Source organism: Paenibacillus sp. FSL R7-0204, assembly GCF_038002225.1.
Taxonomy (GTDB): Bacteria; Bacillota; Bacilli; order Paenibacillales; family Paenibacillaceae; genus Paenibacillus_AQ.
This window is the reverse complement of sequence record NZ_JBBOCA010000001.1, coordinates 1,244,066-1,269,449: the sequence shown is the minus strand read 5'-3', so window position 1 is coordinate 1,269,449 and position 25,384 is coordinate 1,244,066. Positions and strand designations below refer to the sequence as shown.

Below are 25,384 nucleotides of genomic sequence, written 5' to 3'. Positions count from 1 at the left end.
CCTGATATAATTTACTTCTGCACAGGGGCCTGAACGAAATCCTTAATAATCTTCGCCAGTTGCTCCGGTGCTTCGAACATGCCCATGTGGCCTACACCCGGCAACGTCACCTTGGTGATGTTCCGGTTGTCTGAGGTGAAGGTACGCTCCGGTGTCACCTTCGAATCCTCTGCTCCCGCAACCAGCAGCACCGGCAGCGCCGTTGCCGAGATCACATCGCGGCGGTCCGGGCGCTCCCGCATCGCCAAGGATGCGCCAACCGCGCCTTGCGGCGGAGTCTTATAGCCAATCTCCTTGGCACGTTCCAGCAGCCGGGGGTCCGCTCCAGGGGCAAAGAGTCCAGGCACCAGCTGATCCACAAAAGCAAAAATGCCTTCGCTCTGGATCATGGTGACGCTCTTCAGCCGGTTCTCCTTGGCTTCTTCACTGTCCGGATAACCGGAGGAATGAATCAGCCCGAAGCCCTTCAACCGGGAGGCATGGCGCTGGGCAAACGACAGGGTAATATAGCCTCCGAGCGAATGTCCCAGCAGATAACATTCCGGAATCTCCAAGGCATTCAGCAGCGACAGCACATCATCAGCCATCTGCTCGATGGTATAGGCTCCAAGCGGAGCATCCGAAGCCCCGTGCCCGCGCAGATCCGGGGCAATGACCCGGTAATGGGCTGTAAGGCTTGGAATCACCTTTTCCCAGTACTCGGCACTCCCGCAGAATCCATGCAACAGTACGATTACATCCCCTTTGCCTTGATCACTGTAGCAGATGTTGCTTCCCTCGCATCGAACATTTTCCATGGCTGCTTACCCTCTTCCTATGTAGTGGTCTATATTAATAAGCTAGAACAGGCTGATTTGAAACGCTCTCAATCCGTAAGACCGAATCCCTGGGCGGCTGCCTTGGCAATCTGATCTGCCATAACCATTACCCGGTAGAGCGGGGTAGTCTGTATGGTCCGGTAAGGACGGGGACTATTCACATCAACGATCGCCGCCAGACTGTAATTCCCTACAGCAGGCAGGAGTCCTCCTACCGATTCTGCCGGACGCAGCGGCTGCGCTGCCGCAAAATAACAGCCCAGTGCGGCCGGCGGTCCCAGGCAGGCATCGACAGCGATAATAATCTGCCCTTCCGGAATCTCTGTTATCCGCTGAACCAGATTATCCGCATCACAGGGCGCCGGAAGCGTACCCGTTACATTGGGGAATCCGTACTCCAGCAGGCGGCTTCCCGTCAACGGCCCCAGTGCATCTCCGGTGGAGCGGTCTGTTCCGATACAGAGGAAGGTCAGCTGCTCAGCGGAATACAGGTCTGCGATCCCGCGGAAGAAAGCTGCCAGCTCTCCGGCATTCATTTTACGCCGTTTTCTGCTCTCTTCTTCTCTGATGGCCAAAGACTCTCTCCCCCTCTCACTCAGCAGCCTGTTATATTTACCTTTAATTTAACATGTTTGCGTGATCTGGACAAAAAAATGGTCATCCCCTGCCCAAACATGATAAGATATTTGAACTATACCAGTTCAAATTCTATATTACTCAGGGAGGATGGTTATACTCAATGGATTTGTCAAACCCAAGCCAGGAGAACGTTGAATATATGATTGAAGGCATCAAAAACAAGCTGAAAATGGCCAGTGCCGCTGCGATGCAGGCGTCAGCCTTCTCAGTGGAGCAGTATGAGGATATCCAGGATATATACGAGGTTGCGATGGGCAGTGACCGGCTCAGTATCTCCCAGGTGGAGGCGCTCGTCTCAGAGCTTGGCCGCCTGCGCAAGAAATAGCACCAGCAGTTGGTATACAAGGGAAAGCCCTTCAGCTTCATTGTCCGTAAGACGGGACGTTGAAGCTGAAGGGCTTTTGTGTGCTGCAATAATAATCTTACTGTCATGCTCCGGCGGCTACGGGAGATCAATCAGAATGAATTCTGCATCCCCTGAGCTGCTTATGCCTTTGAGCGTAAGCTCGCAGCTCTTGCGGATGCGCGCCGCATCCCCCTCTTGGAGCTGGAATACACCATCTGCGCACGCGATCTCCAGATTGCCGGAAATGACGTAGAGATGAGTGCGCCGCTCCTCCTGCTGGGGATAGCGCAGCTCCCGGTTTGTCTGCAGCACGGACAGGTAAATGTTAACATCATTGTCCAGCTGCAGCGAGCCCTGAGTCCCTTCCCCTGAAGCAACAGGCAGCAGGTGGTTGAGCTTAAGCTCGGCCGGAAAGAACCGGGCATCCCATTTCGGGGTCTTGCCGGGCCGGTCGGGTAAAAGCCAAATCTGCAGGAACCGGACATCCACATGGTCCGACGGATTCGTCTCTGAATGATTAATGCCTGTTCCTGCGCTCATCAGCTGTACACTGCCTGCCTGCAGATCTGCATGATTTCCCAGATCATCCTGATGCTTCAGCACACCGGATACCACATAAGTGATAATCTCCAGATCATGATGCGGGTGCTCATGCATGCCCTGCTCTGGCTTCAATTCATTGTCGTTATGCGCCAGCAGGGCACCAAAGTGGGCGTTGCTGGGATCATCGTAATCGGCAAAGGAGAAGCTGAATTCACTGTGTATCCATTCTCTATTCGAAGTATGACGCTCGGCTGCTGTGACTACTTTAATCATAATGCTGCACCTCCATAAGATGTTGTTATTTTATCAATATCCTAGACGGGGAATGAATGCTCCTTAATATGAGATGTATATAGGCGCTATAATTATCTATTTCTTACCCCCTTCCCTTCGTGATCAATCAAACTTGTAAAGCCGCATATTCATCCATTTAGTTATAAAAAAAACACCTTTTGGGCTGGGATGCTCCCTTATCCTCCGGCAATCTTTGCCAAGCTATTCCGCTGTTTCAGCACATAGCCCAAAGTGTATATACGAAGTAAGAACATTCAGGCTCACCTGAATTTGAATAACAATTCTGACAAGGAGTGATTGATAATGAATAAAGCAGAGAAGGAATATCCGGTAGAAAGCGGCGGCACATTCTTAAAAGGGATCTTCATCGGCGGACTCTTAGGAGCGGCGGCAGCATTGCTATTCGCACCAAAGCCTGGACGCGAGATGCGCAGTGACCTGTCCGATAAGCTCACAGTAGCTACGGATAAGACAAAAGAGGTTGCGGGAGCCGTAACTGACAAGACCAAGACGATTGCTACGACCGTAGGTGAAAAAGCTACAGACCTGGCAGGCACCGTATCGGCCAAGGCCTCCGATATCTTCACCACCGTCAGTGACAGCAAGCAACAAATTGCAGCTACTCTGGCGGAAACCGGCAAAAAGATTGGTGAAACGGTAAGCGATGCCTCCAAGGACATCACGGGCAGCGTTAAGGACGCCTCCCAGGACATAGCGGTTGAAGCCAAGGATACCTCCAAAGAGGTTGCCGACAAGGCGAAGGACGCTTCCAAGGAAATCGCAGGCGCAGCGAAGGATGCCAAGGACGAAGTTAAATCCTCTTATTAATCCCGGATGTTCAGGCTGATTATACATTGAAGGGAGCGGCCACATCTTCCGTAGCTGGCCGCTCCCTATTTATGCATGTCTTATATTTCAATAAAGCCTGATTCAGGCTACAGAAAGCAGGTACGCCTTATGGGAGAAGCGGACAACAGAACCAAAGCTTATGACGTAGATGAGCATCCCTTCGAGCTGCGGCATGAGGTCAAACGCTTGAATGCGAGGCTCGACAAGATCGCCGACTCACTGGAGAAATCCGAGTTCAAGGATATCCTGGAGAACTATACAGACCCCAAGAAGCGGATTATCACCAATCTGATGGCCGGGATCTCCAGAGGCCTGGGCCTCTCACTCGGTACCTTTGTCATTCTCGGTATTCTCGGCTATATTCTCAGTTTGTTTCTCAATGTACCGGTTATCGGGGAATATCTTGGAGAAATCAAAAAGTATATTGATGCTAACTAAACACATTTCCCGCGCATCCCTCCTGCAGCCTACTCTACCGTGAATAGACTGCAGGAGGGATGTTGCTCTTTACCCCCACAAAGTGGGGCTCTAGCGTAGGTGATGACTCAGGTACTTTGCGGGGACCCCAAAACATATAAATTCTTATCTACCCAAAAAAGGGCAGGCTCTATCCCTTACGGGATGGAACCTGCCCTGATAAATATAATGACCTTGATTCTTAATAGGATGAATTAGCCATGATCTGCTTCAGCTTCTCGGTGGCCCGCTTCTGGATACGGGAGACACTCATCTGCGAGACACCCAGCTTCTGGGCAATGGCCCGCTGGGATTGGCCATCCTGGAAGGCCAGCAGCAGCACCTGCTGCTCCTGCTCCTTCAGCTGCCCGAGCGCCTGCTGGAGATCCATACGCTTCTCCACCGTCTCGTAGTCATTCGCATCGGAGCTGATCAATTCACCGAGTGTGGCCCCGCTCTCTTCCTGGGAGAGCGGGGAATCCAGGGAGACATAATGATAACACTCTCTGCCGGCCAGTACCTCCACCGTTTCCTCAACAGTAAGATCCAGATAATGGGCAATCTCTTCAACCGCCGGAGAACGTTCGAGCCGAATGGTCAACTCATCAATGGCCTGCTGAACAAGCGCGCCTTTTTCCTTAATCCGCCGTGGAACCTGTATGTACCAGGATTTATCACGCAGGTAGTTTTTCATATGTCCAATCATGCTCTTCATCGCATACGGCTCGAAGGGAATCCCCAAGCTGATGTCGTATTGCGCCAGCAGCCGGATCAGCGCCATTTGCCCTACCTGATACAGATCCTCATAGAGATCCGGACGGTTACGGGCAATTTTGCCGGCTGCCATCTTCACCATAGGTTCATATTTGCGGATGAGCACTGTTGCGATTTCATTGTCTTTCGTCTGCTGGTATTCCCAGATCAGGCTTACTGCTTCATTCATGGACTCTGGGGGAGTCACTTTGTCATTCATACTTTCTCCTCGCTGAAATTGAGCCGTTTAGTCAGGGTAACGACTGTCCCTTTCCCTGATTCGCTAACAACGCTAACGTCATCCATCAGCGCCTGCATTAGATAGAATCCCAGTCCGCCCACTTGAACATCATTCAGCTCCTTGTCATGAAGCGTCAGACGTTCCCCGGACGCATCCAAACCATCAAAGCTCTCCCCCTCATCTTTGACAGTAATGGATAAGACACTTGATCCTACCTCAAAGATTACATCAACCATACCGTCCGCCTGCCCATAGGCATAGAGCACGGAGTTATTACACGCTTCCGAGACAGCTACCTTCATATCTTCAATGTCTTCATAAGTGAAACCCATTTTGGAGGCAATGCCGTATAAATTAAGTCTGACAATATCGACATATTCTGCACTGGCGGGTAACTGAAGAACTACTCTTTGTATGTCATCACTCATTCTTAGTTCGATCCTTTCCTAGTGGGAATTCTCTTGGGAGGCAAAAAACTTGGAAATGCCGGTCATGTCAAACAGCTTCTGTATTTGCGGAGGAACTTCAGCAACGGTAAACTTGACGTCCATTCCATGTCTTGCTTTGAGGATCGACAACAGGATTCCGATACCGGTGCTGTCAATATACTTCAGATCCTTCAGATTGATCACGAGATCAAGTCCTGTATCTCCCACTAGCGGTTCCATTACCAAACGAAAATCGGGCGCCACAGACAGGTCGAGTTCACCTACCAGATAAACAGTACATACCGAACCAACGGTTTCGGTCTTTGCGTGAAACTTTTCGCTTTTATGTGTATTCATAGACAACTCTCCTGATTAAATGTTTTCTTTACCAATAACCCTAATAGCACAGGCTTGAAACAAAAAAACAGCAATACGACGCTGGAAATTCATGGATCATGCGTTGAAAATTGAGGTGTTCCGCTGGGTGGCGGGATTATCCCTGCCTGAATATCTGGAGATCATTTGTTTGATGCTGCTTAGCTTGAGCGGCTTGCTGATGTAGCCGTCCATTCCGGCAGCGGTACAGCGGTCCTGAATCCCCTCCATCACATTCGCAGTCATCGCAATGATCACCGTCTTGTCAGGCGAACCGCCGCTCTCCTCACGAATCAGGGAGGTTGCTTCAAGCCCATCCATTACCGGCATCTGCAGGTCCATGAAGATAAAATCATAAACGGATTTCCGGGCCAGCTCTACAGCCTCATTCCCGTCCTCGGCAACATCAGCAAGATACCCGAGCTTATCCAGCATGCTAACCATAAGCCGCTGATTAATCGGATGGTCATCCACCACAAGCACTTTGCTCCGGCTTGCCTCATCGACCTCTTCCGCTAAGCTTTCCTCTTCCCGGCAGCCGCCTTCCAGCTCTTCCTCCGGCACGGCAACCTGGATGCTGAATACAAAGGTAGCCCCCTTCTCTTCCATCGACTCTACACGGATATCTCCGCCCATCATGCCCACGAGGGACTTGCAGATAGCGAGGCCGAGGCCCGTGCCTCCGTATTTACGCGTCATGGAGGAATCAAGCTGGGAGAATGGCTGGAACAGCCGGTCACATTTCTCCGGTGAAATCCCGATGCCGGTATCTTTAACTGTAAATTCGATTACCAGTTTATTATCCTCTGCCGGCACACTGGAAGCAACTAAATAAACGCCGCCCTGGTTGGTAAATTTCACCGCATTGGATACGAGATTGATGAGAACCTGGCGGAGCCGGGCCATATCTCCATAGATCAGCCGCGGCAGCTTCTGATCGATGAAATAGGCCAGCTCCAGATTTTTTTTGCCGGCCTCGGCTGAGAACAGGCTAAAAACCTCCTGGATAGTGGTATGCAGCTCAAATAATTGCTCTTCCATTTCCATTTTGCCCGATTCCATCTTGGTGAAGTCAAGAATATCGTTAATCACGGTAATCAGTGTGTCCGCACTTTTACGGATAATCTCTGTATATTCCTTCTGTTCCGGTGCAAGCTGGGTCTCCATCAAAAGATCAATCATGCCCACTACGCCATTCATCGGCGTGCGGATCTCATGGCTCATCATCGCCAGAAACTCGGTCTTGGCCTTAGCCGCGATCTCCGCGTCTTCCTTGGCTTTGATCAATTCACCGTTCATGCGCTCAAGCTCCAGCGTCTTTTGCTGCAGCTGCATCGCTTGAATCTGCTGCTTTTTGCTGGTCAGATACATATTCACAAAGCCTTCAATCTTCGACTTCAGAATCTGCGGAATAAACGGTTTGACCATATAATCAATAGCGCCGGCAGAATACCCTGCGAATAGGTGCTCCGATTCCCGGCTGTTCGCAGAGATGAAGATGATCGGAATATCCTTGGTTTTCTCCCTGGCTTTGATTAATTTGGCGGTTTCGATCCCATCCATACCTGGCATCTGAACGTCCAGAACAATCACGGCGAATTCATATTTCAATAAGCACCGCAGTGCTTCTTCTCCAGAATTGGCTTTGACAAGCTTGTAATGCTGACTCTCAAGGACGGCTTCGAGTGCCAGCAAATTCTCGGGACGGTCGTCAACCAGCAGTATATGAATCGGTTCCTGAACCCCCATAGGTCCCTCCTTACCCGCTATTTATTTTTGCGGTATATTTTCTCTACCCGGTCCAGCGGCTCGTAGCTGTCACTGTATCGTGTGAAATGAATGGACTCCTTGGAACCGAGGACCAGCACTCCGAACCGGCTGAGGCTCTCATGGAACAAGCCATGCACATGATCGCGGAGCTCGTCGTTAAAGTAGATCATTACGTTCCGGCACAGGATCACATTGAATTCGTTGAAGGAAGTATCCGTTGCCAGATTATGCTCTGCAAAAATGATGTTCTTGCGTAAATACGGCTGCAGAATCACTGAGTTATATTTCGCTGTATAGTATTCCGAGAAGACCCCCGTGCCTCCGGCCTCAAGGTAGTTCTTGGTGTATTGTTTCATCTTGCCGATCTCGTACACGCCTTCTTTGGCCTGCTGCAAAGAACGGGCGTTCATGTCCGTGGCATAAATTCTAGCCTTGTCATATAATCCTTCCTCATGCAGCATAATTGCCATCGAGTAGACCTCTTCGCCTGTCGAGCAGCCGGCATGCCAGATCCGGATGTAAGGATAGGTCCGCAGGAGCGGAATAACCTTCTGACGGAAGGTCAGGAAGAGTCCGGGATCACGGAACATCTCTGTCACAGGGATCGAGAGACTGTACACGAACCGCTCGAAGCATGCACGGTCATGCAGCACCTTTTCCTGCAGGGCAGAAATGGTAGGTAAGCTCTCAGCATGGACATGATGCCAAATGCGCCGCTTCAAGGAAGGCAGGGCATAATTCCTGAAATCATATCCATACAATCGGTGTACTCCGTTCAGAAGCAGCTCAATTTCAATCTGTTCAAGCTCCTGCTTGCTCCCCGGCGGATTCCCCTGCCCCTCATATCCGTGCTCCATCGCTGCCATTGTCATCAATACTCCCTTGCCTGCGCCTTATTTCCGTACTTGGTTTGAACCTGCTGTATAGGTATTACCCCGAAATCATCCTTACGAATACAACCAGACGCGCATTAACGAAAGAAGCTGATCTGTACTGATCGGTTTCTTCATATAATCGGAGGCTCCGGCTTCAATACATTTGGCTCGGTCCTCCTTCATAGCCTTGGCTGTAAGGGCGATAATCGGCAATTTCTGGTACTGCGGCATCTGCCGGATGCGGCGCATAGCTTCATATCCGTCCATCTCGGGCATCATCATATCCATCAGCACCAGGTCATAATCACTCTGTTCGACAAGCATGTCGATGGCCTCGCGGCCGTTCTCGGCAAATTTCACTTCCATGTGATAACCTTCGAGCACACTGGAGAGGGCAAAGACGTTGCGGATATCATCATCGACGAGCAGAATTTTTTTGCCGTCGAACAGCTCTTCTTTATTGTGCAGCTTTTGCAGGATTTTACGCTTATCCTCCGGCAGATTTGCTTCTACCCGATGCATGAACAGCGTTGTCTCATCCAAAAGCCGTTCCGGCGAGCGGACATCCTTGATGATAATCGATTCCGCATATTTGCGCAGCTTGGTCTCTTCCTTGCTGTCCAGATCCTTGCCGGTATAAATAATAATCGGCAGATCGTTCAGCTCCTCATCGTCGCGGATCTGATCCAGCAGCTCGAAGCCGGTCATATCATCCAGCATCAGATCAAGGACCATACAGTCGTATCTCTGCTTGTGCAGCTCATTCAGAGCCTCCTGGCCTGTAGACACCGCTGTAATGACTACATCGTCATGTCCGATCAGCTCCTCGATGGAGCGGCGCTGGATATCATCGTCCTCGACGATCAAAAGATGCTTCATCGTGCTGGCGGTGTAGTTCTCAATCTGCGAGAAGGCCCGGTCCAGCGCTTCACGCGAGGACGGCTTTCTGAGATAAGCCATCGCTCCCATCATGAGCCCCTGCTTCATTTCATCATTCACAGAGATCACATGCACCGGAATATGGCGCGTCTGGGAGTCGCCCTTAAGCTCTCTCAGAATCGACCAGCCGTCCATGACGGGCAGCTGGATGTCGAGGATGATTGCATCCGGCAGCAGGTTCTTGGCCATCTGCAGGCCGATATCGCCCTGCAGGGCCACCAGACCCTTGAAGCCGCGGCCGCGGGCCATGCTCAGCAATATCTTGGCAAAGCTCTCGTCATCCTCAACAATCAGCAGTACCTTGTCGCCGCTGGCCAGAGAATCGCGGTCATCTTCCACAACTACAGGCATAGCAGGTGTAGGTGCGATATCCCCTGATTTATCCCATGGCTGTTGCTCCCGGAACTCCTCAAGCTGCAAAGGCTCCCCGGCAGGTGCGGCTTGTAATGCTCCCGGCAACAGGCTGAAGTTCCCCTGAACCGGCAGATACAGCGTGAATATGCTTCCTTGCCCTTCACGGGATTCCAGCCCAATCGCCCCGCCCATCAGGCGGGCTAATTCGCGGCTGATTGACAGACCAAGCCCTGTACCGCCATATTTGCGGCTCGTTGTACCGTCAACCTGCTGGAATGCCTCGAAGACGATATCCATCTTATCTGACGGGATGCCGATGCCGCTATCCTTGACGGCTATGGCAATATAATCATAATCATGCGGCAGATAGGCAGGCAGCCGCTTGACGTCCGCATGGCTGACAGAGAACTCTACATACCCCTCACTGGTGAATTTGAAGGCATTGGACAACAGGTTACGCAGGATCTGCTTCAGTCTGTGACTGTCGCTATATACACTGTCCGGCAGCGGCTCGTCAAAGGACAGGCGCAGCGACAGTCCCTTCTGCGCAGCCAGTGGTGCAAAGTTCTGCTTCACGAAGGTCTTCAGCTCGATCAGCGGAATCTCTTCATGATTCAGCTCCATTTTGCCGGCATCGACCTTAGACAGATCGAGAATTTCATCAATCATCTTAAGCAGATCCGCACCTGACATATAGATGGTATGAGCGAATTCCACCTGCTTCTCGCTCAGATTGCCTTCCTTATTCTCTGTAAGGAGCTGGGAGAGAATGAGCAGGCTGTTCAGCGGGGTGCGCAGCTCATGCGACATATTGGCCAGGAACTCGGATTTGTATTTGCTGGTTACCGCAAGCTGCATGGCCTGCTTCTCCAGCTGCATGCGGGCATGCTCGATTTCATCCTTCTTCTCTTCAACCTCCTGCACCTGATCCTGCAGTGCACGGGTCTTGGAGACCAGCTCTGTATTGTAATGCTCCAGCTCTTCCTGCTGGCGCTGCAGCAGCTCCTCTGAGCGCTTCAGGGCATCTGTCTGCTCCTCCAGATTCTCGTTGGAGCGGCGCAATTCCTCCTGCTGGGTCTGGAGCTCTTCCGACTGGCATTGCAGTTCTTCGGTCAGTGCCTGCGATTCGCGCAGCAATTCCTCAACCACAAGCCTGCGGCTGATGTTGTTCAGAATAATCCCCAGATTACTGGAGAGCTGATGAAGCAGTTCATTCTGCAGCACTGAGAACGGTGTGAAGGATGCGAATTCCACTACACCCAGCACTTCATCCTGGAATAAAAGCGGGTGGATGGAAATATAACTCGGATGCGCTTCCCCGAATCCTGAAGAAACCGAGATATAGTTGTCAGGCGCCTCTGTCAGCTTGATCGGCAGCTTATCCAAGGCGCTCTGCCCGATTAGCCCCTGACCAATCTCGAAGCTCTCCTTAGGCGTAACCCCCTCCTCACCGGCATAGAAGGCGCTGCTGACCAGCAGGTTCGGATTGTCCTGGCTCTTCAGGTAGACGGCACCATACTGCGCTCCCAGCACCGGCGTGAACTCACTGATGAAGGTCTGGGATACCTGATCCAGTGAGCTGACACCGCGCAGCAGCTCCGTAATCCGGGCAATATTGGCATTCAGCCAGGCCTGATCGCTCTGTGCCTGGGCATAGGATCTCTCGAGCTGCTGCTTCTGCTCAATATCCTCGGCCATCCGCTGGAATACCCGTGCTACATCGCCAATCTCATCCTTCGACCTCACCTTGATCCTGCGGATCGCCCGCATCTTGCCGTTGCCGAAGCTGGTAATCATCATGGAGACGACGCTTAGGCCGCGCGTGATACTCGGTATCACCCACAGAATGACACCCAGCCCGAGCAGCAGCCCCAAGACCATGATCAGGGTGACCATCTGAATCGATCTGCTAGAAGCCTCCTGGGCCTTGGCAGTCTCCTCGGTCATGCGGAAGGCATTGTAATCAGACAACGCATTCAGACTGTTCAGCACCTCGTTCTGAACGTCCTGCCCTTCTGCGTTGCGGTACGTGTTGGCATTCTGAAAGTATCCGGCTCTCAGCATCTCCAGAACCTTATCCTGATATTTCAGATAAGCAGAATAGGAGTTCTCGATCCTTGATAACATTTGCAGTTCCTCTGCCGTCTTCAGCGAGGCCTTAATGTTCTCCAGATGCTCTGCAGACTTGAGGACCTTGCTGTCAATCTCAGCCTTCTGTGCTTCCAGGGTTACAGTATCGGCATTAAGCATGGAAGTGGTCAGTATCCGTGCCATATCGTTCACTTCCCCGCGAAGTCCCGAAGAAGCCCGGCCCTTGCTGTATCTCTCCTGGTAGCTGTCCAGCTGACTGCTCATATAATGAAGCCTGTCATACCCGATCAGGGTAAGTGCCAGCATAATCGCCAGCATGGCACTGAATCCGATCAGCAGTTTAGCCTTTATCTTCATTCCTTATCGGTTCCTTTCTTCAGTGAGATCCAGACCAGGCATTTATCGTCATCCCGGTCCGAATTGACCGGCTCGCTCAGGAATGCGGCGCGTACCAGGTCTTCCTGCCAGTCATGAGTGGCGTTTAGATGCCCGACCATGAATTTCAGCTGCTCCTCCTGTTCACCCTCTACCATCTCCATAAGGCCGTCCGTGAACAGCACCAGATGACCCTCGTCCTCGTAGCTGAGGCTCTGCTGCTGAATATCGATCCGGTCAAACAGACCTACAGGGTGACAATTGCTCTCCAGCAGTACAGGCGTCTTGGCATCTCCTTCAAAGAACAGCGCCGGCGGATGCCCGGCATTCACATAATTAATCCGCTTCTGACGGGTGTCAATGACAAGATAAATCGCCGTGAAATAATACTGGACCAGCTGCTTCTCAATATATAGCTGATTAAAACGTCTGTTAAGCTCCTGAATTACCTTCTCCGGTTCCACATAAGTCGTTACGGTATCCTTCAATACCGAGGCAAGGAACATGGTAAACAAGGAAGACGAGATACCGTGGCCCATCATATCGAGCAGGATGACCGCATAACGCCCGTCTCCCAAGGGATACCAGGCATACAGATCTCCGGCCAGCTCAAAGGAGGGCTGGTAAATCGCATGTACCTCCAGAGACTCTTCGGCAAGCGGCAGGCTGAGTACAGCATTCTGCACCAGGGCAGCCAGCTTCAATTCATCCTGTATCCGCTGGTCCCGTTCCTTATGCCAGTCCTTCTCGCGCTTCAGCCGCAGCGCCAAGCGGATACGGGCCATCAGCTCCACCTTGTTGATCGGCTTCGTCACATAATCCACCGCTCCGGCATCCAGCGCCTCGGCGAGCTTCTTGGAGTCACCTACAGCCGTAACCATAATAATAGGAATATCCTTCAGATGCTCATATTGCTGAACCACCCGGCAGGCTTCAATTCCGTCCATTTCCGGCATCATCATATCCAGCAGAATCAGATCCACATCGGACGGCCGGGGCTCTTCCCCCACACCGACGCCCAGCAGCTTCAGCATATCTTTGGCGGACGAAGCCGTTATGAAATTCCGGTAATCTTCCTTCTTGAGGATCTCACGGATAATAATTACATTGGTAGGATTGTCGTCTACGATTAATATTCTCAAGCTTCCTCACCTCACGCGAATAATATTAAGACCATAAACCCGCAACTCTATCATTCTATCATACGATATTTACACGGCCTGTTACCATTCAGCTAGATATTGGCATAAAACAGGTTCCGGCTTCAACAAAGTAACCTCCAGCTCCACTACATTTAGTGGGACTGGAGGTTACGCTATTGTACTATTGAGGTCAACGAAGCTGACCCGCGATTATTGTGGGTTTCTTTTGGCAATGACCAGAACTTTGCCTGCATCAAGCTCTTTCTCGTAAAATGCCGCCTCCGCTGCGCTAAAGCCCAGTGAAGTCATCTTGAAGCGTAAAGCGTCGCCGCGCGAACGGAAGAGGTTGGCAATGGCACCAAACAGCCCTTCTTCACTAAGCCCCACTTCATTGGTATCTGCGGCGTCCACGATACGCCCTTCGCGGTCTTCATCGTGACTAATCACATAAAGATCCTCTCGGGTGTAGCCGCTGCTACGGAGCCGATTCACTTCTTCTATCGCCTGAACGCCGTTCTCCAACAGCTTGGCATAAGCCTGTGTACCGGTTGAATCCATGAAATCACTCTCCTTCATAATGAATAAGGGCTTAGCCACCGGATAGATGACTGACCATTCATTAACCAAAATCACCGGACTTGAATCAGCTTCAGAAGGAATAAGCATCGAACAAATCCAAGCCGTCCCATTCGCCGCTCTTCATATTGCGGTAGATCTTGAGCGCGGCCTCTCCTCTAATATAAACATCCCCATCCTCGGCTTCAAAATCAGGCGTCCCCAGCATATCCTGCACTCTCATAGTCTGCGGATGGATCACCTGCCCGTTAAGGCTCAGACTGTATTGCTCTGCCTGGGCAGGCGAAACATGTACATAGAGGACCACACCGCCGCATACTCCCGCCGAGAGATCGGCATATTGATATTCAAGGCAACCCGCCCATGGATCTTCAGCAATCTGCTGAGGCGTTCCCTTGGCCTTCAGCAGCTCCTCTTCCGTCATATATAAGCCAATACCGGACAACGAATCGAAGCTGCTTATGTAGGAATCGGCAACTGCGCTATGCTCGAAGGCGAACATTGCCGGCAGCTGTACGGCGGTACCGGGAACGGGCGTAACTGTCTCTCCTTGCGGCGGTGCAGATATGAAGGGAGCAAGCAGACTAAGCAAGAGAATAACCATTTTCATAGAGTTCCCGCCTTTCATGTGCTGGTATTGCCCCGTCCTGTGCCCCGCCGTATATCATTTCATTAAGGTATTAGTGGCGGAATTTTTGCCAAATCGCGGCGGCTGCATCCACGCCTTTGAGGGCTGTAGCAATCTTGCCCTTGGAATTGCTTGAACTCACTGCCTCATAGGATTGTACAGTTCTCTCTTCGGCTGGTGTTAACGGGACTTCTGCGATAGATACCGACTTAGCCTTATCCTTCAGTTCACGTGATTTACGGAATTTCTCGATTACCGTTACAGATACCTGCTTCACGGTCAGTGTCAGCTCATTCATAACATCGCCCAGATTCTTCACGGAATCTACGATCGGGTCAATCTTCTGAATTTTACCCTGGACATCGGCGGTGATGTCATTGGCATGCCGGACTGTTGTTTTCACTTCATAGGTAAGCTCATCGATAGTCTTCTGAACCTCCTGCAGCGTCTGGCTGACCTTGTCGAGCGAATCCTTCGCCGATTTCAAGGTTTTGATTAAGAAGAATACGAGTACTGCAAAGGCGATAGCAACCAGTGCTACGCTAAGTTCAATGATCATAGTAGATAACCCCTTCCAAAGTGTATAAATTATTCAGTGTACCCTTGTGTGATACTGCATAGTTACCCTTACAGAATTCGGCCGAAACAAAGGCCAAGCCCCTGGAATCCTTTCCCTTTCCTCCCTGTTTCAAATGGATAAGCCCCGTTTAAACAATGATTACATTAAGCGCACAGAAAGGATGACATCTCATGTTAAGATGGTCTATAATTCTGCTGGTAGTGGCCCTGATTGCCGGTATCTTCGGATTCTTCAATATTGTGGCGGCAGCTGTCGGCATCGCCAAAGTATTGTTCTACATCTTCCTGGTCCTCTTCGTAGTCTCACTCTTTATGGGGCGCAGGGGACGATCTATGTAGGCAAGCATACCTTTAGCTGCCGGCCGGGCAGTGCTCAAGGCCCGGAGGTCTCCGTCAGGAAACCTCCGGGCTTCTTGCTGTCTTCAAAAAGTATAGGCCTTAACGCTCAGGTTGTCATCTGTGATTCAGACTATAATGCGGCGTTTCCCGGCAGGCTGGACAAGAAAAATAAAATTTCTTGATGCCGATGGTTCATTTGATGCAATTTATGTTTACATCCTTATTAGCACAGCACGAACATAGAAAATCACACCATCATACCTAGGAGGAAACATCGATGAAAAAATTAGCCAGTTTAACAGTAGCAATGGGTCTTATGGCTTCCTTGGCAGCAACAGCTTCCGCAGCAGAGGTAGTAACAGGAACAACAGCAACTACCAAAACCACTTCTTCCGATGCAGTAACTACTGTAACCGGAGCAACTTATCTGAATCCGGCAGACCCGGTCATTACGGCGGCTGATATCAAGCCGGCAACTCCTCAGATCATTCTGACCAAGATCACAGCATTCCATCTTTCTATGGGAAGCATGGCAACTCCTGCTGGCTGGTTGAGTGCACAGACTGTTGATACTACTGGTGTGATTATGACTGACGCAATGGGCAACGAATGGAGAGAAGTCTACACTTGGCTGGGCAAAGCCTGGATTAAGGTTCCTGCTTCCGCATACGTAATCAATCCATAAGCGATCGACACATAGGAGTCATAGCTGTTCATATACTGCAGCTATGGCTCCACGGATCTACCCTGACAAGGCCCGTGGACACCAATCCGGACGGCCTTTTTTTGTGTGTTCATGCGGCGACAAAAAGGGTTATCCCTTCAGTAGAATCTTCTACTGAAGGGATAACCCCGCCATACACCCGCTTGTAGTTCACCCGTCACAAACTTGTACTGCCTGTCGCTTCTTGCTGTCCTAGCTGTATATATTAGCGGATGACCGAACCTCCGTACAGGAAGCGGTTCATCCAAGAAGCGCTAAGATTATCTACTCTTACACCGCCGGAGCTTACTGAATAGGTATGCAGCAGCTTCCCGTCACCCAAATACATGGCGACATGCGTAATTCTTGCCGTAGACTTGTTGATTCCGGTATACGCAGAGGGAGAAGTTCCTTTATAATCCATGAAGAACATCAAATCGCCGCGCTTCAAGCCGGATACATCCGTAGTTACACCGCTGTTCTGCTTCACCCAGTCCCCTTGCTGCCGGGAATCGGCAGGCAGCTTCAAATTCGCTGCATCCATGAAGATCTGACGGATGAAATCAGAGCAATCGAAGGTACTTGTATTATTGCGGTCAGAGCCGTATTCATATGGTGTTCCCAGATAGCCCATGCCCGCTGATATCACACGTTCAATCACAGCCGTCTGTCCCGCTGTTGGAACAGGTACCGGAGCTGGTGTTGGTGTTGGAACAGGCACCGGCACTGGTGTCTGAACAGGTACTGGCGTTGGAGCTGGAGTGGATGGGGCAGTCGGCGATGAAGCACCCGCTGTAATATATTGATCGGATGAGCTGGTATAACCCACCGTCCCGTTTGCCGTTCTTATTTTGTACCAATAGCTGTTGGTCTCTTCAAGAATGGTTACCTGGTCATTCTTATAGAGATATCCAACCACTTGCCCGCTGGTTGCAGGGGTCTCTCTTACACGGACCGTGGCCTGAATCACGGCTGTCCGGGACGCAGGTGCGGAAGCCGCAGCTACCCGGATATAAGAATCTCCCGAGCTCATATACCCCACAATTCCCTCTGCAGTTCTTACTTTGTACCAGTAGCTGTTCGCAGCTTCCAGAATCACGACCTGGTCGCCTTTATTTAGATATTTCAGTACCGTGCTGCTGGTAGACGGATCTGTACGCAGCCGGACCGAAGCTTCAATAATGCCTGTCTGTCCAGCGGACGCCGCAAGCGTTGTAATCGAAGATTCGGTTGCAGCGAAAGCCTGTCCGGGACTTAACACTCCCAAGGATAATGCCAATGAAGCGGAAATCCATAACGATGCTGTAATTTTCTTGCGTGATACGATCATAGCGTTCCCCCGCTTAGCGTATTAAGAAAATCAACAACGGCGCGCGCTACGTTTGTTGCTTTCTGCCCTCATTATAGGCTGGCCCGGGATTTGGAACATGCTCCAAATTTCACAAAAAACCTTTCCATCTTATGGTAACATACAGGTCTATAGTCTCGATTTCTCCTTGGATTTGGTGGAAATTACAGCAAACTAGGAGAAATCATGGAATGTTAGTCCTTAGGCTCCACGTGTACTTGCACATGCATGATGTTATGCAGCTTGGTCATCCGCTCTTCAATCGAGTCGCTGATCTCATGCCCTTCCATGACCGTCATGCGGGCATTCACCTCTACGACTACATCCACCAGCACATGATTGCCGTGTACACGGGCCTTCAGATCCTTGATACCCTCTACGCCAGGGGTTCGGGCAATGGTGCTGCGCAGGTCCATCAGCTTATCTTCGTCAAAGCCGTCCGTCAGCCGGTACGTGGAATCGCGGAAAATATCCCAGGCTGTCTTGATAATCAGCAAGCCGACTCCGATGGCAGCCGCCGAATCAATCCACGGCAGTCCGAACTGTGCCCCTACAATCCCTACAGCCGCCCCTACGCTTACAATGGCATCCGAGAAATTATCCTTCGCAGCAGCCATCAGCGCATGGTTATTAATTCGCTCTGCCAGACGCTTGTTATATATATATACCCCCATCATCGCTACCGCACACACCAACGCAACACCGGCAGACCAGAGCTGCGGCGTGGCCTTCTCGCCCTCGAACAGCGAGCGCACCGCCTCCACAATAACCTGAATGCCCACCAGCGCCATAATAAAAGAGGCCATTAGCGCCGCAATCGTCTCAGCCCGGAAATGCCCGTAGGTGTGATCGGAATCCGGCGGCTTCCGCGAGATTCGCAGCCCGATCAGCACCGCCAGCGAGGCCACAATATCGGTTAGGTTATTGAATCCGTCCGCCAGGAGCGCACTGGAGGCGAACAGGTAGCCGCAGACCAGCTTAAAAGCGGACAAAATCACATATGCAGCGATACTGACCAGCGCACCCTTTTCACCCTTGCGAATATCTTCATAAATATCAGTCATCTCTGCCCCTCTTCCCCATCCCTGCCGCTTAAATACAGGAAAACTTTCTTTGAGTTATTCTTGCCCTTGTAGCAGCATTTAAAAACAATTAGAATAAGGAATAAGGACTTGCTGCCTAAGGGGGTAACATAATGAGCGAGAACAATGAGAAACCAAAAATTAATTTGGCTGATGCCATCCGCCAGAAGCTGGAGCAGAAGAAACAGCATGCTTCGGGAAAACCGGGTTCAACCTTCCAGGCCGGCTCCGCGAAGCCGCTGAAAAGCCAGAATAACAAGAAGCCTAACAATCAGCGCCGCCGGACTGGCGGATCCTAGACCTTAGATTTCAAGTGGAAACGGCTGCGTTATCCCTCCGGGGACGACGCAGCCGTTTTTCATATGAACTCATGACCGTTCATTCTGTCTATATCTGATTCTTAAGCCTCTACAGGGTACATCCGGGCACGCATTTCCTTGATCTCCGGGTTCTCCAGATATTCGTCATAGCTCATCGTACGGTCAATGATGCCAGCCGGAGTAATCTCAATGATGCGGTTGGCAATCGTCTGGATGAACTGATGGTCATGGGAGGTGAACAGGATCGTGCCGTCAAAGTCGATCAGGCCGTTATTGAGCGCAGTGATCGATTCCAGATCCAAGTGGTTGGTAGGCTCATCGAACACCAGCACGTTGGCTCCGTTCAGCATCATCTTGGCCAGCATACAGCGGACCTTCTCGCCCCCGGACAACACGCTTGCCTTCTTCAGTGCTTCTTCGCCGGCGAACAGCATCCGGCCCAGGAAGCCGCGCAGGAAGGTCTCATCCTGATCCTTGGAGTATTGGCGCAGCCATTCCACCAGGTTCATGTTCACCCCGTCGAAGTAGTTGGAGTTATCCTTAGGGAAATACGCCTGGGTAGTTGTCACTCCCCAAGTATACTCGCCTGCATCTGCTTCCTTCTCGCCCATAATCACATCGAACAGCAGGGATTTAGGCTGGGAATACGGTCCTACAAAAGCGATTTTATCCCCTTTGTTGACTACAAAGCTGACTTCATCCAGCAGCTTCTCGCCGTCCACAGCCTTGGTCAGGCCGCTGATCGTAAGCAACTGCTTGCCGGCTTCACGCTCCGGCTTGAAGTTCAGGAACGGGTATTTACGGTTGGACGGACGGATATCATCCAGGGTAATTTTCTCGAGCTGCTTCTTACGGGAAGTCGCCTGCTTCGATTTCGAGGCGTTGGCCGAGAAGCGCTGAATGAAGGCTTGCAGCTCCTTCATCTTGTCTTCCTTCTTCTTGTTGGCATCGCGCTGCAGCGCCTGGGCCAATTGGCTGGACTCATACCAGAAGTCGTAGTTACCGACATACATCTGGATCTTGCCGAAATCGATATCCGCAATATGCGTACAGACCTTGTTCAGGAAGTGACGGTCATGGGATACCACGATAACGGTGCCTTCGTAGTCCATGAGGAAATTCTCCAGCCAGCCGATCGATTCGAGATCCAAATGGTTGGTAGGCTCATCGAGCAGCAGGTTGTTCGGACGTCCGAACAGGGCCTGGGCCAGCAGCACCCGCACCTTCTCGTTGCCGCTGAGTTCGGCCATTTTCTTGTCGTGCATCTCACGCATGATCCCAAGACCAATCAGCATAGCAGCAGCGTCAGGCTCAGCATCCCAGCCGTTCAGCTCCGCGAATTCGCCTTCCAGCTCACCGGCACGAAGTCCGTCTGCTTCGGTGAAGTCGCTCTTTGCGTACAGGGCGTCCTTTTCCTTCATAATTTCATACAGGCGGGTATGACCCATAATTACGGTCTCCAGCACCTGGAACTCGTCATACTCGAAATGGTTCTGTTTCAGTACGGCCAGACGTTCACCGGGTGTGATATGCACATCGCCGATGTTCGCTTCGATCTCTCCGGACAGAATCTTTAGGAAGGTCGATTTGCCGGCGCCATTCGCGCCAATCAGACCGTAGCAGTTGCCGGGTGTGAATTTTATGTTTACATCCTCAAATAGTGCGCGTTTTCCGTAGCGGAGTGTTATACCGCTTGTGCTAATCATTAAGCATTACCATCCTTTTCACATAGGTTCCGGCTCATTATAGCATAAAAACAAGCAAAATGGCCCTTATTACGGCTCTTATTTAAGTAGAAGTGTTTAATACAAGCCTTCTACGGGTTATTGCCCAGCCGGGCGTTCCTCGGGCTGGACGACCAGCGTCTCCCCATAGCCCAAGGTACGGATACGCTCCTCACCAAGCCCCTGCGCTACCCTCGCCTGCTCCATCCGGTCCAGCGCTTCGCGCGCGGTATCATCTGCCAGCCTGAAGGTTCCGAAGTGCATGGGAATCATCAGCTCGGCGCCTACATCAAGAAAGGCCTGTACGGCCTCCTCGGGATTCACATGCTGGGAGTTCATGAACCATTCAGGTTCATAAGCGCCAATCGGCATCAGCGCAACATGCAGCTTGAAGCGTCTGCCGATCTCCTTGAAGCCAGGGAAGAAGCCGCTGTCTCCGGCAAAATAGAGGTTCGGCGGAAGCAGCTTATGCTGCGCCTTGCCCTCCTCCCCCTCCGGGTGCTTCTGCGGGTTTGCCGGCTGAAGCACATAACCGCCCCAGTGCGAGGAATTCGTATCGAACGGCGTTCTCCGCGTCCAGTGCTGGGTCGGGACAAACGTCAGCTTGACGGCGCCCAGCGTAATCTCCTGCCACCACTGCATTTCCTGGCAGCTCGGGAAGCCTTTGCGGAGCATTTTGCGCTTAAGCCCTGCAGGCACCACAATGGTTGTTCCTGCCCGGTATAGCTTGCGGATGGACGCGATATGCAGATGGTCATAATGGGAATGGGAAATCAGAATCAGATCGATCGGCGGGATATCCGCCAGCGGAATGCCCGGCTGACCGATCCGCTTCTCGAAGCCCAGCCGCCGCGCCCAGATCGGGTCGGTGATAATATTAAGCCCTTCGTATTGCAGAAAAAAAGTGGAGTGCCCGATCCACGTAATCGTTGTCTCCAGCCGGTTCCCGGCCAGATAGTCGAGGCGCGGCGGATGATTCGGCACTTTATAGGTGTAATCCTTCTTTTTCTTGCGGCGGTCCTCACGCCATTGGCGGAATTCCTTAAGTGTTTTATCGGTGCTTACATTGTCGATGTTATTATAACGTATTCTGGCCATACAAGAACCACTCCTTATAGCAGATCTGCCGTTTCTGTTGCCGGGCGGCAAACCACATATCTTAACTATAGGGTTCCGCAGAATCATTTGCAAAATTACAGGGCCCTGCAAAACCTGCAAACCCCATAGAAACTACAGGGCACTCATTACAAATTGTACCCAAATAGCCGGGCGGGAAACGTCCGGGCTTCTTTTGTCAGGCAGGATGGTAAATGATGCGGATTTAGCGGGCGGTAGCGGGATTCGATAAAATCCTGCACGAATTGCAACATTCCCTCCCAATCTCGGCCTCATATCCAGGATTGTTGTATAAATGTCAGCAATTATACTCCACCATGAGGCCGAAGCGGGACAATTCCTGCATTTCATGCAACATTCCCCTAACACCCCGGTTATTTAAGAAGTCAAAATTGCAAAATGTGCAACATTTCCGTTTGCGTTGCTGTATCAACTAATTCAACTATTTAAAATTTTAGCGGGTTCAGGCCTCCGCCCTTTGTATTCACCCGCTCAAATGAGGTAAAATGCGGGTAACGCAGGACGGAACTTATGCCATATAACCCAAGGAGCTGACATATGAAGATTACATTTATTGAACCGACACCGAGTCCAAATACCATGAAGCTTCATCTGGACGAAAGCCTTGCCCCCGGTATCCGCCGGACCTATACCCCGGAGACCCGGCGCTCCGCCCCTTCCTGGGCGCAGGAGATGCTGGAGATTCCGGGCGTGACCAGTATTTATCATGCCGCTGACTTCGCCGCGCTGGAGCGCAAGGGCAGTGCCGACTGGGCTGCAATTCTGCGCGAGGTCCAGAACCGCTTCGGGGCGGACGGCCTCAGCGCGGAATATAGTCTTGGCGATGAGAATGACGGCGCCCACTTCGGGGAGTCCCAGGTGTTCGTGCAGATGTTCCGCGGCATCCCGATTCAGATCCGGGTCAAGACCGGCGCGAAGGAGGAGCGCATCGCCCTTTCCAGCCGCTTCACCCAGGCGGTGACCGATGTGGCCAGCGCCGTGATGATCAAAGAGCGCAAGCTCAGCGATTACGGCGTACGCTACGGCGAGCCGCCGGAGATTGCCCGCGAGGTCGAGCAGGAGCTGGAGGCGGCGTATCCGCAGGAACGCCTCGACTCCCTCGTGCAGCAGGCCATCGCGCACGGGGCTGCCGGCGAGTTCGTCGAGCAGCGGCACAAGAAAGAGCAGGCCGAGCTGCTGCGAGACCTGCACGCCGAGGATTGGCGCGTGCGCTATGCCGCGCTGGAGGATCTGGCGCCGGGCGAGCAGCTCCTGCCGGAGCTGCGGGCGGCTCTGCACGACCCCAAGCTGCAGATCCGCAGATTGGCGGTCGTGTACCTGGGCGACATCCGCACGCCCGGTGCGATGGAGCTTCTCTATGAGGCGATGAAGGACAGCGCCCCGGCCGTGCGGCGCACCGCCGGGGACACGCTCTCCGACATCGGCGACCCGGCGGCGACGCCGGTGATGACGGCGTCGCTGAGTGATGCCAGCAAGCTGGTGCGCTGGCGGGCGGCACGCTTCCTCTACGAAGTCGGGACCGCTGAGGCCCAGGACGCGCTTAGCGTTGCTGCGGAAGACCCCGAATTCGAGGTCGGGCTCCAGGCCAAGATGGCGCTGGAGCGGATTCTGTCCGGCGAGGAAGCGGCGGGCACTGTCTGGCAGCAGATGTCAGAGCGGCGGCGGAGCTGACGTGAACCTGCCGTATTTTGTCATTGCCTGAGAAGCCGGTATGCATTATACTGATTCCTGTTGTTCAAATCGTTCAAAGATAGCCTCATCATACCTAGGATGAGGTAGAGGTCGCGGATAAGAAGAGTAAGCGCGTGGAGATGCCTAAGAGCCATCGGTGATACGCGCCCAAAGGAATATCCGCCGAAATTGTAACTGCTGCTCTTAGTCCGCAGCTACGATTGGGGCCGTTTGCCGAAAGGCGCGGAACTGTCACTGTGCATACTGCCTGTCAGGAGACTGCGGGAGCTGCACCGTGTTGCGCTATCTTAACAGGGAGTATGATGCGGAGCCTATAATCAGGAAACCGCAGCGTCCGTCTGCGGTTTTTTTGCGTGCAGCATGCCGGGAAGAAGACACCGGCACATGCAGGCAGCGGCACTCCCCCTGTGAACAGAACCATCAATCTAAAGGGAGTGTCTTATTCATGCAAGCACAGCAGCCTAAACGGCCGGCAGTACAGGCAGGTAACGCCAATACGCCGGGCCTGCGCAAATCCTTCAAAGCAAGACATCTGACCATGATCGCCCTCGGCGGCTCGATCGGAACCGGACTGTTCCTCGCCAGCGGCGGGGCCATCGCCTCCTCCGGTCCGGGCGGAGCCCTGCTCGCCTACACGGCCGTCGGCATTATGGTCTATTTTCTGATGACCAGCCTTGGGGAGCTGGCAACCTATCTGCCCGATTCCGGTTCCTTCAGCACTTACGGTACACGGTTCGTCAGCCCCGCCTTCGGCTTCGCTATCGGCTGGAACTTCTGGTACAACTGGGCAGTAACCATTGCAGCCGAACTCTCAGCAGCCACCGTTATCATTAAGTACTGGTTCCCGGACAGTCCTTCGTTCCTGTGGAGCCTGCTCTTCCTGGCGCTCATGTTCGGCCTGAACTTCCTCTCTGCGCGGGGGTATGGCGAGTCGGAATACTGGTTCGCCATTATCAAGATTATTACGGTGGTCGTCTTCTTGACGGTCGGCGTCCTGATGATCTTCGGGATTCTGGGCGGCAAGGCGGTGGGCTTCAGCAACTTTGAGCTCGGAGGCAGCTCCTTCCATGGCGGCTTCTTCGCCTTCGTCGGGGTCTTCATGGCCGCCGGGTTCTCCTTCCAGGGAACGGAGCTGGTCGGCGTAGCCGCCGGAGAGAGCGAGAATCCGCGCCGCAACGTGCCGATTGCGATCCGCCAGGTGTTCTGGCGCATCCTGATCTTCTATATTTTCGCCATTGCCGTCATCGGTATGCTGATTCCTTATACGAATCCCGATCTGCTCCGCGGCGGTATTGATGATATCGGCGTCAGCCCGTTCACAATCGTCTTCAACAAAGCAGGGCTGGCGATTGCCGCCTCGGTAATGAATGCCGTGATTCTCAGCTCCGTGCTGTCTGCCGGAAACTCCGGGATGTATGCCTCCACCCGTGTCCTGTACGCCATGGCCAAGGATGGAATGGCACCGCGCGCGCTCGGCAAGCTGAACCGCAGAGGTGTTCCTGTAGGCGCACTGCTCGTGACTACCGCTGTCGGCATGCTCGCCTTCCTTGCCTCCTTCTTCGGAGATGGCGCAGTGTACAATTGGCTGCTTAACGCTTCCGGGATGTGCGGCTTCATCAACTGGCTGGGGATTGCCGTCTGCCATTACCGGTTCCGCCGGGCCTTCGTGAAGCAGGGCCATTCGCTGGAGGAGCTGCCTTACCGGGCGAGATGGTTCCCGTTCGGTCCGTTGTTTGCCTTCGCTCTGTGTATGGTAGCCGTTTTCGGCCAGAACATGGGCGCCTTCACCGGTGCGAAGATCGACTGGTATGGCATTCTTGTCTCCTACGTCAGTGTGCCGCTGTTCCTGCTAATCTGGCTGGGCTATGGCTGGTTCCGCAAGAGCAGCCTTATCCCCCTCGATAAGTGTGATCTAAGCACCCACGCAGACTGATTCATTGCAGCACAGCAAAAGACCGGTTTTGATCC

The 25,384-nt window shown here is 52.4% G+C and carries 25 protein-coding genes and 1 riboswitch; of the genes, 8 read left to right on the top strand and 17 right to left on the bottom strand.

The window, feature by feature from the left end:
- Nucleotides 1–11: 11 nt before the first annotated feature.
- On the bottom strand, nucleotides 12–797 hold the full coding sequence (locus tag MKX42_RS05675; RefSeq protein ID WP_340751660.1) for an alpha/beta fold hydrolase: 786 nt from the start codon (nucleotides 795–797) through the stop codon (nucleotides 12–14).
- A 68-nt stretch (nucleotides 798–865) separates the two neighbouring features.
- The gene (gene yyaC, locus MKX42_RS05670) at nucleotides 866–1,393 is read right to left on the bottom strand and encodes a spore protease YyaC (protein WP_340751659.1); all 528 of its coding nucleotides are present in this window, start codon (nucleotides 1,391–1,393) and stop codon (nucleotides 866–868) included.
- 164 nt (nucleotides 1,394–1,557) lie between these two features.
- On the opposite strand from yyaC, the gene MKX42_RS05665 reads away from it, so the two are divergent.
- The gene (locus MKX42_RS05665) at nucleotides 1,558–1,782 is read left to right on the top strand and encodes a DUF1128 domain-containing protein (RefSeq protein ID WP_340751658.1); all 225 of its coding nucleotides are present in this window, start codon (nucleotides 1,558–1,560) and stop codon (nucleotides 1,780–1,782) included.
- A 117-nt stretch (nucleotides 1,783–1,899) separates the two neighbouring features.
- On the opposite strand, the gene MKX42_RS05660 is transcribed toward MKX42_RS05665, so the two are convergent.
- Complete coding sequence (locus MKX42_RS05660) at nucleotides 1,900–2,619, bottom strand: pirin family protein (RefSeq protein ID WP_340751657.1); 720 nt, start codon at nucleotides 2,617–2,619, stop codon at nucleotides 1,900–1,902.
- A 324-nt stretch (nucleotides 2,620–2,943) separates the two neighbouring features.
- Here MKX42_RS05660 and MKX42_RS05655 point away from each other — a divergent pair, with 324 nt between their 5' ends.
- Complete coding sequence (locus tag MKX42_RS05655; protein WP_339311608.1) at nucleotides 2,944–3,468, top strand: YtxH domain-containing protein; 525 nt, start codon at nucleotides 2,944–2,946, stop codon at nucleotides 3,466–3,468.
- A 129-nt stretch (nucleotides 3,469–3,597) separates the two neighbouring features.
- Nucleotides 3,598–3,927: a DUF5665 domain-containing protein gene (locus MKX42_RS05650; protein ID WP_036694977.1), complete on the top strand. Its 330-nt coding sequence runs from the start codon at nucleotides 3,598–3,600 to the stop codon at nucleotides 3,925–3,927.
- A 220-nt stretch (nucleotides 3,928–4,147) separates the two neighbouring features.
- On the opposite strand, the gene MKX42_RS05645 is transcribed toward MKX42_RS05650, so the two are convergent.
- The 10 genes from MKX42_RS05645 to MKX42_RS05600 all read right to left on the bottom strand — a co-directional run bounded on the left by MKX42_RS05645 (nucleotide 4,148) and on the right by MKX42_RS05600 (nucleotide 15,051).
- The gene (locus MKX42_RS05645; protein WP_036730293.1) at nucleotides 4,148–4,918 is read right to left on the bottom strand and encodes a sigma-70 family RNA polymerase sigma factor; all 771 of its coding nucleotides are present in this window, start codon (nucleotides 4,916–4,918) and stop codon (nucleotides 4,148–4,150) included.
- Nucleotides 4,915–5,367 carry an anti-sigma B factor RsbW gene (rsbW, locus tag MKX42_RS05640; protein WP_036730295.1) on the bottom strand — a complete coding sequence of 151 codons (453 nt, stop codon included), beginning with the start codon at nucleotides 5,365–5,367 and terminating at the stop codon, nucleotides 4,915–4,917. Before rsbW ends, MKX42_RS05645 begins: the two co-directional genes overlap by 4 nt.
- A gap of 18 nt (nucleotides 5,368–5,385) precedes the next feature.
- The gene (locus tag MKX42_RS05635) at nucleotides 5,386–5,724 is read right to left on the bottom strand and encodes an STAS domain-containing protein (protein WP_036694974.1); all 339 of its coding nucleotides are present in this window, start codon (nucleotides 5,722–5,724) and stop codon (nucleotides 5,386–5,388) included.
- Between the two features lie 96 nt (nucleotides 5,725–5,820).
- Nucleotides 5,821–7,491 (bottom strand): response regulator, encoded by a 1,671-nt coding sequence (locus MKX42_RS05630; RefSeq protein ID WP_340751656.1) that lies wholly within the window; start codon nucleotides 7,489–7,491, stop codon nucleotides 5,821–5,823.
- Nucleotides 7,492–7,508: 17 nt separating this feature from the next.
- Nucleotides 7,509–8,378: a CheR family methyltransferase gene (locus tag MKX42_RS05625; protein WP_445669298.1), complete on the bottom strand. Its 870-nt coding sequence runs from the start codon at nucleotides 8,376–8,378 to the stop codon at nucleotides 7,509–7,511.
- Nucleotides 8,379–8,459: 81 nt separating this feature from the next.
- On the bottom strand, nucleotides 8,460–12,128 hold the full coding sequence (locus tag MKX42_RS05620; protein ID WP_340751655.1) for a response regulator: 3,669 nt from the start codon (nucleotides 12,126–12,128) through the stop codon (nucleotides 8,460–8,462).
- A complete protein-coding gene (locus MKX42_RS05615) occupies nucleotides 12,125–13,288 on the bottom strand; it encodes a fused response regulator/phosphatase (RefSeq protein ID WP_340751654.1) in 1,164 nt (387 codons plus the stop codon). Before MKX42_RS05615 ends, MKX42_RS05620 begins: the two co-directional genes overlap by 4 nt.
- A 210-nt stretch (nucleotides 13,289–13,498) precedes the next feature.
- On the bottom strand, nucleotides 13,499–13,846 hold the full coding sequence (locus MKX42_RS05610; protein WP_340757623.1) for a general stress protein: 348 nt from the start codon (nucleotides 13,844–13,846) through the stop codon (nucleotides 13,499–13,501).
- Between the two features lie 91 nt (nucleotides 13,847–13,937).
- A complete protein-coding gene (locus tag MKX42_RS05605; RefSeq protein ID WP_340751653.1) occupies nucleotides 13,938–14,474 on the bottom strand; it encodes a hypothetical protein in 537 nt (178 codons plus the stop codon).
- 70 nt (nucleotides 14,475–14,544) lie between these two features.
- On the bottom strand, nucleotides 14,545–15,051 hold the full coding sequence (locus MKX42_RS05600; RefSeq protein WP_340751652.1) for a DUF948 domain-containing protein: 507 nt from the start codon (nucleotides 15,049–15,051) through the stop codon (nucleotides 14,545–14,547).
- 191 nt (nucleotides 15,052–15,242) lie between these two features.
- Here MKX42_RS05600 and MKX42_RS05595 point away from each other — a divergent pair, with 191 nt between their 5' ends.
- Nucleotides 15,243–15,410, top strand: a complete 168-nt coding sequence (locus MKX42_RS05595; protein ID WP_036730311.1) for a DUF1328 domain-containing protein — start codon at nucleotides 15,243–15,245, stop codon at nucleotides 15,408–15,410.
- Nucleotides 15,411–15,687: 277 nt separating this feature from the next.
- Entirely contained in the window at nucleotides 15,688–16,095 is a 408-nt protein-coding gene (locus MKX42_RS05590) for a hypothetical protein (protein ID WP_340751651.1), read from the top strand.
- A gap of 244 nt (nucleotides 16,096–16,339) precedes the next feature.
- Here MKX42_RS05590 and MKX42_RS05585 read toward each other — a convergent pair whose 3' ends face one another.
- On the bottom strand, nucleotides 16,340–17,443 hold the full coding sequence (locus MKX42_RS05585; protein WP_340751650.1) for a C40 family peptidase: 1,104 nt from the start codon (nucleotides 17,441–17,443) through the stop codon (nucleotides 16,340–16,342).
- A gap of 212 nt (nucleotides 17,444–17,655) precedes the next feature.
- On the bottom strand, nucleotides 17,656–18,525 hold the full coding sequence (locus tag MKX42_RS05580) for a cation diffusion facilitator family transporter (protein ID WP_340751649.1): 870 nt from the start codon (nucleotides 18,523–18,525) through the stop codon (nucleotides 17,656–17,658).
- A 131-nt stretch (nucleotides 18,526–18,656) separates the two neighbouring features.
- Here MKX42_RS05580 and MKX42_RS05575 point away from each other — a divergent pair, with 131 nt between their 5' ends.
- Complete coding sequence (locus MKX42_RS05575; protein WP_036694961.1) at nucleotides 18,657–18,842, top strand: hypothetical protein; 186 nt, start codon at nucleotides 18,657–18,659, stop codon at nucleotides 18,840–18,842.
- A gap of 101 nt (nucleotides 18,843–18,943) precedes the next feature.
- On the opposite strand, the gene MKX42_RS05570 is transcribed toward MKX42_RS05575, so the two are convergent.
- Complete coding sequence (locus tag MKX42_RS05570) at nucleotides 18,944–20,569, bottom strand: ABC-F family ATP-binding cassette domain-containing protein (RefSeq protein ID WP_340751648.1); 1,626 nt, start codon at nucleotides 20,567–20,569, stop codon at nucleotides 18,944–18,946.
- 117 nt (nucleotides 20,570–20,686) lie between these two features.
- The gene (locus MKX42_RS05565; protein ID WP_340751647.1) at nucleotides 20,687–21,685 is read right to left on the bottom strand and encodes an MBL fold metallo-hydrolase; all 999 of its coding nucleotides are present in this window, start codon (nucleotides 21,683–21,685) and stop codon (nucleotides 20,687–20,689) included.
- A gap of 576 nt (nucleotides 21,686–22,261) precedes the next feature.
- Between MKX42_RS05565 and MKX42_RS05560 the strand changes: the two genes are divergently transcribed.
- Both MKX42_RS05560 and MKX42_RS05555 read left to right on the top strand, forming a co-directional pair.
- Nucleotides 22,262–23,395 carry a virulence factor gene (locus tag MKX42_RS05560; RefSeq protein WP_076080429.1) on the top strand — a complete coding sequence of 378 codons (1,134 nt, stop codon included), beginning with the start codon at nucleotides 22,262–22,264 and terminating at the stop codon, nucleotides 23,393–23,395.
- A gap of 97 nt (nucleotides 23,396–23,492) precedes the next feature.
- Nucleotides 23,493–23,709: riboswitch (Lysine riboswitch) on the top strand.
- Nucleotides 23,710–23,861: 152 nt separating this feature from the next.
- Nucleotides 23,862–25,349 carry an amino acid permease gene (locus MKX42_RS05555; protein ID WP_340751646.1) on the top strand — a complete coding sequence of 496 codons (1,488 nt, stop codon included), beginning with the start codon at nucleotides 23,862–23,864 and terminating at the stop codon, nucleotides 25,347–25,349.
- Nucleotides 25,350–25,384 lie beyond the last annotated feature (35 nt).

Bases quoted from the DNA above. Each gene is read 5' to 3' on its own strand.
- MKX42_RS05675 (WP_340751660.1), bottom strand. From the start codon at position 797: ATGGAAAATGTTCGATGCGAGGGAAGCAACATCTGCTACAGTGATCAA.
- MKX42_RS05665 (WP_340751658.1), top strand. From the start codon at position 1,558: ATGGATTTGTCAAACCCAAGCCAGGAGAACGTTGAATATATGATTGAA.
- MKX42_RS05660 (WP_340751657.1), bottom strand. From the start codon at position 2,619: ATGATTAAAGTAGTCACAGCAGCCGAGCGTCATACTTCGAATAGAGAA.
- MKX42_RS05655 (WP_339311608.1), top strand. From the start codon at position 2,944: ATGAATAAAGCAGAGAAGGAATATCCGGTAGAAAGCGGCGGCACATTC.
- MKX42_RS05650 (WP_036694977.1), top strand. From the start codon at position 3,598: ATGGGAGAAGCGGACAACAGAACCAAAGCTTATGACGTAGATGAGCAT.
- MKX42_RS05645 (WP_036730293.1), bottom strand. From the start codon at position 4,918: ATGAATGACAAAGTGACTCCCCCAGAGTCCATGAATGAAGCAGTAAGC.
- rsbW (WP_036730295.1), bottom strand. From the start codon at position 5,367: ATGAGTGATGACATACAAAGAGTAGTTCTTCAGTTACCCGCCAGTGCA.
- MKX42_RS05635 (WP_036694974.1), bottom strand. From the start codon at position 5,724: ATGAATACACATAAAAGCGAAAAGTTTCACGCAAAGACCGAAACCGTT.
- MKX42_RS05630 (WP_340751656.1), bottom strand. From the start codon at position 7,491: ATGGGGGTTCAGGAACCGATTCATATACTGCTGGTTGACGACCGTCCC.
- MKX42_RS05625 (WP_445669298.1), bottom strand. From the start codon at position 8,378: ATGGCAGCGATGGAGCACGGATATGAGGGGCAGGGGAATCCGCCGGGG.
- MKX42_RS05620 (WP_340751655.1), bottom strand. From the start codon at position 12,128: ATGAAGATAAAGGCTAAACTGCTGATCGGATTCAGTGCCATGCTGGCG.
- MKX42_RS05610 (WP_340757623.1), bottom strand. From the start codon at position 13,846: ATGGATTCAACCGGTACACAGGCTTATGCCAAGCTGTTGGAGAACGGC.
- MKX42_RS05605 (WP_340751653.1), bottom strand. From the start codon at position 14,474: ATGAAAATGGTTATTCTCTTGCTTAGTCTGCTTGCTCCCTTCATATCT.
- MKX42_RS05600 (WP_340751652.1), bottom strand. From the start codon at position 15,051: ATGATCATTGAACTTAGCGTAGCACTGGTTGCTATCGCCTTTGCAGTA.
- MKX42_RS05595 (WP_036730311.1), top strand. From the start codon at position 15,243: ATGTTAAGATGGTCTATAATTCTGCTGGTAGTGGCCCTGATTGCCGGT.
- MKX42_RS05590 (WP_340751651.1), top strand. From the start codon at position 15,688: ATGAAAAAATTAGCCAGTTTAACAGTAGCAATGGGTCTTATGGCTTCC.
- MKX42_RS05585 (WP_340751650.1), bottom strand. From the start codon at position 17,443: ATGATCGTATCACGCAAGAAAATTACAGCATCGTTATGGATTTCCGCT.
- MKX42_RS05580 (WP_340751649.1), bottom strand. From the start codon at position 18,525: ATGACTGATATTTATGAAGATATTCGCAAGGGTGAAAAGGGTGCGCTG.
- MKX42_RS05575 (WP_036694961.1), top strand. From the start codon at position 18,657: ATGAGCGAGAACAATGAGAAACCAAAAATTAATTTGGCTGATGCCATC.
- MKX42_RS05570 (WP_340751648.1), bottom strand. From the start codon at position 20,569: ATGATTAGCACAAGCGGTATAACACTCCGCTACGGAAAACGCGCACTA.
- MKX42_RS05565 (WP_340751647.1), bottom strand. From the start codon at position 21,685: ATGGCCAGAATACGTTATAATAACATCGACAATGTAAGCACCGATAAA.
- MKX42_RS05560 (WP_076080429.1), top strand. From the start codon at position 22,262: ATGAAGATTACATTTATTGAACCGACACCGAGTCCAAATACCATGAAG.
- MKX42_RS05555 (WP_340751646.1), top strand. From the start codon at position 23,862: ATGCAAGCACAGCAGCCTAAACGGCCGGCAGTACAGGCAGGTAACGCC.